This is a genomic window from Legionella sp., from assembly GCF_049790535.1.
Lineage (GTDB): Bacteria > Pseudomonadota > Gammaproteobacteria > Legionellales > Legionellaceae > Legionella.
On sequence record NZ_JBAQZB010000034.1, the window covers coordinates 1 to 6,581 of the forward strand.

Sequence of the window (6,581 nt, forward strand, 5' to 3'; positions counted from 1 at the left end):
TACAGGAAGCTTAAGATTTTAGGGTGCTTAGCTCAGCTGGGAGAGCATCGCCCTTACAAGGCGAGGGTCGTAGGTTCGATCCCTACAGCACCCACCATGCTAGCGCGTCGCTAAGTAACGCGCTCTCTTTAACAAATAAGCACGAGTACCTTGCCAAAATCTAATACTTGTAGTTTTTTGTTTGGATTTTTATCCGATTAGGTTACAATTAGTCTGCATTAAACTACGTTAATATCAAAATGGATGTCGGGACATGTTGCAGAAGTTAAATGAGCGAATACAAGGTGTTGTAGCTTGGTTGGTTGTTGCCTTAATTGGTATTACTTTTACACTATTTGGTGTGGATTATTACTTTCAATCGCATCATACAACAAATTCTAAAGTTACCGTGAATGGTGAGTCTTTAACTGAACAATTCTTCGAAACAAATTACCGACGTGCTCGTGGGATGCAAGATGATGCATCAATGAGTGCTGAAAGTGAGAAAAACCTGCAAAATCAAGTTTTAGACCAAATGGTAACAAATGAAGTTATGATTCAGTCAGCACGCAAAAATGGTTTTGAAGTAAATTTAAATGAAGCTAATGGAGCTATCCTTAAAATTCCACAATTTCAGGAAGATGGGCATTTTTCAGCTGAAAAATATCAACAGGCGTTAAGTGCGGCCCTATACACTCTGATAACCTTTCAAAAACAAGTAAGGCAGGGCATGTTGTTAAATCAACAACGTTTTGCTTTTAGCGGCAGTTCTTTTGCTTTACCAGACGAAATTGAGCGATTTGTAAAGTTGGATATGCAAACTAGAGATTATAATTTTGTTATTATTCCTGCTGAACGTTTTAAAAAAGACATTCAAGTCTCACCTGAAGCTGTTGCCGATTACTATAAACTGCATGCAAAACAGTTTGTAGCTCCAGAACAAGTTAGTCTGAATTACGTTATTTTATCTATGAATGATTTTAAAAAACATGTTAAAATTTCCCCCATAGAAATTAGGCAATTTTATGACGATAATATAAACAATTATTTAACTCCAGCTCGTTGGCATGTTGCTCACATTTTATTTGCAGTACCTGAGAATGCTTCAAAAGAAGAGTGGGATCAGATTCAGACTAAAGCGAATGATGCTTATGCAGTGTTGAAAAAAGATCCGGATCAGTTTGACACATTAGTTACTACACTATCGGATGATAAACTTTCTGTAGCAGAGAAAGGAAAGCTTTCTTGGATTACTGCTGGACAAAATGAGTATAGTAAAATTTTAGTTAATTTAACTAAGGCTGGTGAAATTTCTGTCCCTGAAAAAACCAAACACGGTTATGAAATTTTTAAATTAATTGCTTATAAACCTGTACAAATAAAGGCTTTGGATAAAGTAGAAACAACAATTAAAGAGCAATTACTTGCAGAGAGGGCACAGGCCCAATATTCTCAGGCTTTAGAACTATTATCTGACCTTAGTTACCAATCGCCTGATTCACTCAATCTTGTTGCAGACACAATGAAATTAAACATTGAAAAAACACCACTGTTTTCACGTGCTGGTGGTGTGGATAAAATTACTAAAAATCCACAGGTGATTAATGCTGCGTTTAGCCATGATGTGCTTGAGCTCAGTAACAACAGTGAGCCGATACAACTTGATAATGATTCGGTTGTGGTTATACGCGTTGATGAACATATTCTTAAAAAAGAGCAATCTTTAGATGCAGTGCAGGATCAAATTAATACGATTTTGATTAAACAGATTGCTGAAGAAAAAGCAAAGGAACTTGGTATAAATTTAATAAATGCTGTTAATGATACACAACAAAACGAGCTTGTTCGTACCAATCAATTAGTCTGGAGCTCAGTAAAAGAGGCCTCTAGGGAAGGTGATAAAATACATCCTTTCATCAATAATATAGCCTTTAATTTATTACGAGTAGGCAGTAGTAATGGTGTGGTTTTACCCAATGGTGATTACGTTGTGGTTAGTCTGAAGTCCATTAACGATGGAAAATTCAGCGCCTTAGATAAAGAGCAACAAGATAGTCTTGTTGAACAGATCGAGGCTAATTATGGTATGATGGATTATGACTTGTATGAAAAAAACTTGATTAATCAAGCTCAAATTGTGAAGCATTAGTACCAGTTTTATTTAAGTTTGTTTGCTTGACGTTGGGATAGCGTCAAGCAAAAAGAAGCATAAAACCCACGCTCCTAGCATTAAAATGTTTATAGGCTTAATTGAATGGAATTGGTGCTACTTACTTATTATTAGGAGTAGCTATGAAAAGTACAGTCACAAAGTTTACTGATCATAATTTAAAATTACTTTATGGTAATTTATTAACTCATTATAAGGAATGTATTAAAGATTACAACAATGATATTCTTGCAACTTATAATAAAATGTATCTTGCAGTGCAATATGCTGTGAATTATGGTTCTCTTTCTCATCTGGTGTATGAAGAAAAACAGAAAGTCTATGCAAGTTTTAATGCAATTTTTTATGCGCTACCGTTGTATAGAAAGTTGTCGGAAATAGATAAACACACTTTTTCTCCTATACATCCAGAACCTCGTCCTAAAACTGATTATGTAATTAATAATTACACTAATTATAACTGCAATGACTCCATTTTTTATAATTGGATGCTTTTACGTGCGATCTCCAGCAACTTCCATCATTATCCATCAACCCATCCTGGCTGCGATTACACTGGATCAAAAGATGATCCACATAGACATCGAGATAAGAAGAATCGTAATGAGAGTTTAGCTGAGCTAATGGGGTTATTAATTTTAATTGCTCTAGCGGCATGGGCAGCAACGTTAACTCTAATCGCTTTGTATTACATGTTTAGCGAATTTTTAAATAGTGTTGAACGATTTTATTATAATGAAGGATGGTTAAAAGCTGCATTAATGTTGGCAAGTTCTACTGTTTTTTCTGCGGCTGCTGCTGTAATGTCATTTTCTCTTGGTTCAGCCGTGTTAATTTCACTCGCAATAATGGCAGGTCTTAATCCCGCTGCTATTGTGGTAACTGGTACAGTACTCTTTGCTATTATGGGTGGTGGTCTTGGCTGTTTTGCAATGAGCACTTTTTATAATTTCATCAATAAGCAAGTTAATAAAGATGCCATGGATCCAACTGATCCTCTGCGATTTGGGTTAACCGCAAAAGAGGAGCGGCACTTAATAGATACAGGGCTTGATCCCATTAAGGTAAAATGTGCGCTGGTTGCGTTACGTGCTGAAATAGCCAGCTTATTAGAGAGCGAAAAACCAATCCCCTCATTTTTAAGTCGCATGTTTGGGGAGGGGGCAAAAGTACAGGAATGTCTTCAATTGTCGCGACAATTACGTAATGGATTGATTGGCAGGGTTGAGGTTGGCGATTTAGTATTTGATTGCAAAACAATGGTTGTTCCTCAGCCAGTTCTACAACCGTCCTCTTATAATACTCATTTCCGTCAACAAACTAAAACTAATCCTTTTATGCCATCAGCTCCGCCAATGGAAGATTTGCACAATATATAAAATTATTCTTACTCGCGTAGTTACTTTTTGGTCGTAATTGTTCATTCTGGAGGTATAGAAGGCCATCTTTGGCCGATTTGAAACGAAAAGTTACACATAATCTTACATACTGATATGCTGAGCTTGCTGTGTGCTTTTGTTCCAAATCTACATAGAGCTTACTTTTCTTAAAGTGGTGAGATCTACCTCTAAAAAAATATTTTTTTGTCTTCTTTCGGCCTTTTTAATTAAAAGGCAGCATTCTTTTGAGAACCCTATCTTTTAAAATAAAATGATGGTGTAAGGCAGCTGCTACATGAAGACTGATTAAGGCTAAGAGTACATAAGCTAATGTTTCATGAACCTGGAAAAAAAAAGTACTCAGATTCTCGTTTTTTGTAATTAAATTTGGCAAGGTAAATAAACCAAAAAAGCTCACAGTTCGTCCATCAGCAGTAGACATTAAATAACCTAGTATTGGCATCAAAATGATAAGCGTTAATAATGAATGATGGACTATTTTAGCAACGATATGTTTCCAATGAGGTTGTGGTTCTGGTGCCTCAGGCTTTAGATTAATGGTGCGCCAAACGATAAATAATACGCCAAGTATAAAGAGAGTCACTCCAAAAGATTTATGTAAAAGGATATATTGAATTCTTATCAAAGATTTTTGCGGAAATAAATCTTGACCCCAAATCAAATAAAATTGAGTGCAAATTAAAATAACGATTAGCCAATGAAATAATTTTGCAAGGCTACCAAATGATTTTGTTGTATTCCTTAACATTAGAAACTCCATTATATAAAAAATATTTAGAGGATCACCATTAAATTATAAAAAATAGTACGAAGCACTTTAAACTTCTAAAAATATAAGCAAATTACTAAGGAGCTACATTTGCCAATTTGCTTGTATGATAAGTAGTTTGATAAACGGTTCTAACCTCTTCCGCAGCCTTATTTAAACCCAAAGCAATATTTGAATGATACATAATTACTAATGCTTGCTGAACAGAAGGTGCTTGGGGATAGTTTTTCACTAAATATCCAGCTCGTTCAATGGCAGCGACATACATTTTACGCTTAAAGTAATATTTTGAAATATTCAATTCCTGCTGTGCAAACATATTACGTAAATAAATCATACGTTGCAGTGCATTGGCTTTATATTTACTTTCAGGGAATTTCTCAACCAAAATTGCAAAGTCTGAATAAGCCTGAGTTTGTGTTCCGGGGTCGCGCCAAGACTCATCCATTGGTAATATCTTAGCAAAAACACCTCGATTTTGTTGGAAATTAGCTAATCCACGCATATAGTAGGCATAATCGACATGCTTAGCGCGTGGATAGAGATGGATAAATCGTTCTGCAGTTGCTGCAGCAGAAGGATAGTCTTCATTTTTATAATAGGCATAAATTAAATGCATTTGTGAATTTTCAGTATAATCACTAAATGGGTACATTGTTTCTATTGCTTCAAGTTGCTTGATAGCAGTGGCATATTCACCTTTATGTAATGCTTTTTGGGAGTCATTATGAAGTTGCTCAGCACTCATTCCCTTAAAAGGATTTTTATCGTCATCATCTTTATTCCACCAGGTCTTGCAAGAAGACAAAGAAAAAATAAGTCCCACCAGGAATAATATTTGAATTCGTTTCATAACTCACACCTATATAATTCTGTTGCTTCCATAACCATAAGCAAGAAATTTTAGAACATTATACCTAGGACTATATAATTTGCGAACATTCTTTCTGCTTAATTTAATTGAGTGTGATATTAAAAAGTATTTGCAAAACTAAAAACGTTAAGATAGTATTCCTGGCTATCGGAGAGATGGCAGAGCGGTCGAATGCGGCGGTCTTGAAAACCGTTGAAGGGCAACCTTCCCAGGGTTCGAATCCCTGTCTCTCCGCCAAATCTTAACTATAACTCATTGAATTAATTTAATTAATAACTTTGCATATAGAATATAAATTACTTTTAACTCTCTTTCACCAATATTGATTAGAAATTCACACTACAGTGAGCATGAGTAAAAAGATTTATGGTTATTTATAGGAGTAAACAAAATAAAATACCTTGCTATTGAATCAAATTTGAAACAGCAACAACAAGACCAATGGCAAAAAGATTTATTCTATTCAATCAACAGATAATCAAGAGAGGTTATCCCCTTTATCATGATACTATAACAACATCTGTCTGTCTCTTGCGCCACTCCTTACAGGGCTTCATTAGGCAAGAATATAAAAGTAATTTATTTAAAATATTACCTTTTCATTAGCTCACAATAAATCATTTAGTGAGAATTTTGCTGCAAGCGTTTGTTAAATCATGGATTTGATGGGGGAGATCAGTCTAGATAGCGAACGAATCTTCGTAGACTATAATAACGTTTCATAGAGATTTAGCCATCATGGATTTATTGATTCAATCATCGCTAATTTCTTTTTTCTGGATCCTGCTTTAATTTGTTTTTCTCGCTCAATTGCAGATAACATATCTTCAGTTTGCTCATAGTAGACCAACAGCTTACAATTGTATTTTTTGGTGAACCCGTCGCTCTCTTCATGTTTATGTTGATAAACGCGTTTTATCAAATCACTGGTAACACCTGTGTAAAGTGTGCCATTCCGTTTGCTCGCCATAATATAAATGGCAGGTTGATGCTCATGCATGTGATGTATCTCCGTTGGTTGGACTGTTTGCGTCTTTGCGAGCATCGCGAAGCAATCTAGGGTAAAGTGCTTCGAACCTCTGGATTGCTTCACTGCGCTCGCAAAGACGAGGGGAAGATAGTATCTGCTCGACAAAAATGTGTCAATTAAAGATACTTTTTTCACAGGGGGTAGGCTAAAGGGTAATCTTTCACAACGAACAAAATAATAAATGCATCATATTCAATGAGTTAAATATAAAACTTGGCGGTCTGTTGCTCGCCATAATATAAATAGCAGGTTGATGCTCATGCATGTTGTGTATCTCCGTTGGTTGATGTCTTTGCGAGCATCGCGAAGCAATCTAGGGTAAAGTGCTTCGAACCTCTGGATTGCTTCACTGCGCTCGC

General features: G+C 35.7%; 5 protein-coding genes and 2 tRNA genes. 4 read left to right on the forward strand and 3 right to left on the reverse strand.

Annotation, left to right across the window (positions count from 1 at the left end):
• Positions 1–21 precede the first annotated feature (21 nt).
• The 3 genes from WA877_RS01490 (at position 22) to WA877_RS01500 (ending at position 3,528) form a co-directional block, all read left to right on the forward strand.
• A tRNA-Val gene (locus WA877_RS01490) sits at positions 22–97 on the forward strand.
• Positions 98–253: 156 nt separating this feature from the next.
• The gene (locus tag WA877_RS01495) at positions 254–2,128 is read left to right on the forward strand and encodes a SurA N-terminal domain-containing protein (RefSeq protein ID WP_425169174.1); all 1,875 of its coding nucleotides are present in this window, start codon (positions 254–256) and stop codon (positions 2,126–2,128) included.
• Between the two features lie 143 nt (positions 2,129–2,271).
• Positions 2,272–3,528 (forward strand): hypothetical protein, encoded by a 1,257-nt coding sequence (locus WA877_RS01500; RefSeq protein WP_425169175.1) that lies wholly within the window; start codon positions 2,272–2,274, stop codon positions 3,526–3,528.
• 223 nt (positions 3,529–3,751) lie between these two features.
• Here WA877_RS01500 and WA877_RS01505 read toward each other — a convergent pair whose 3' ends face one another.
• Complete coding sequence (locus WA877_RS01505) at positions 3,752–4,297, reverse strand: cytochrome b (RefSeq protein WP_425169176.1); 546 nt, start codon at positions 4,295–4,297, stop codon at positions 3,752–3,754.
• 97 nt (positions 4,298–4,394) lie between these two features.
• A complete protein-coding gene (locus tag WA877_RS01510) occupies positions 4,395–5,171 on the reverse strand; it encodes an outer membrane protein assembly factor BamD (protein WP_425169177.1) in 777 nt (258 codons plus the stop codon).
• 170 nt (positions 5,172–5,341) lie between these two features.
• Here WA877_RS01510 and WA877_RS01515 point away from each other — a divergent pair.
• A tRNA-Ser gene (locus WA877_RS01515) sits at positions 5,342–5,429 on the forward strand.
• A gap of 499 nt (positions 5,430–5,928) precedes the next feature.
• Here the strand turns inward: WA877_RS01515 and WA877_RS01520 are convergent.
• Positions 5,929–6,192, reverse strand: a complete 264-nt coding sequence (locus WA877_RS01520; protein WP_425169178.1) for a GIY-YIG nuclease family protein — start codon at positions 6,190–6,192, stop codon at positions 5,929–5,931.
• Positions 6,193–6,581: the final 389 nt, after the last annotated feature.

Excerpts from the sequence above, each read along its gene's own strand:
- WA877_RS01500 (WP_425169175.1), top strand. The coding sequence starts at position 2,272 with ATGAAAAGTACAGTCACAAAGTTTACTGATCATAATTTAAAATTACTT.
- WA877_RS01520 (WP_425169178.1), bottom strand. The coding sequence starts at position 6,192 with ATGCATGAGCATCAACCTGCCATTTATATTATGGCGAGCAAACGGAAT.
- WA877_RS01510 (WP_425169177.1), bottom strand. The coding sequence starts at position 5,171 with ATGAAACGAATTCAAATATTATTCCTGGTGGGACTTATTTTTTCTTTG.
- WA877_RS01495 (WP_425169174.1), top strand. The coding sequence starts at position 254 with ATGTTGCAGAAGTTAAATGAGCGAATACAAGGTGTTGTAGCTTGGTTG.
- WA877_RS01505 (WP_425169176.1), bottom strand. The coding sequence starts at position 4,297 with ATGTTAAGGAATACAACAAAATCATTTGGTAGCCTTGCAAAATTATTT.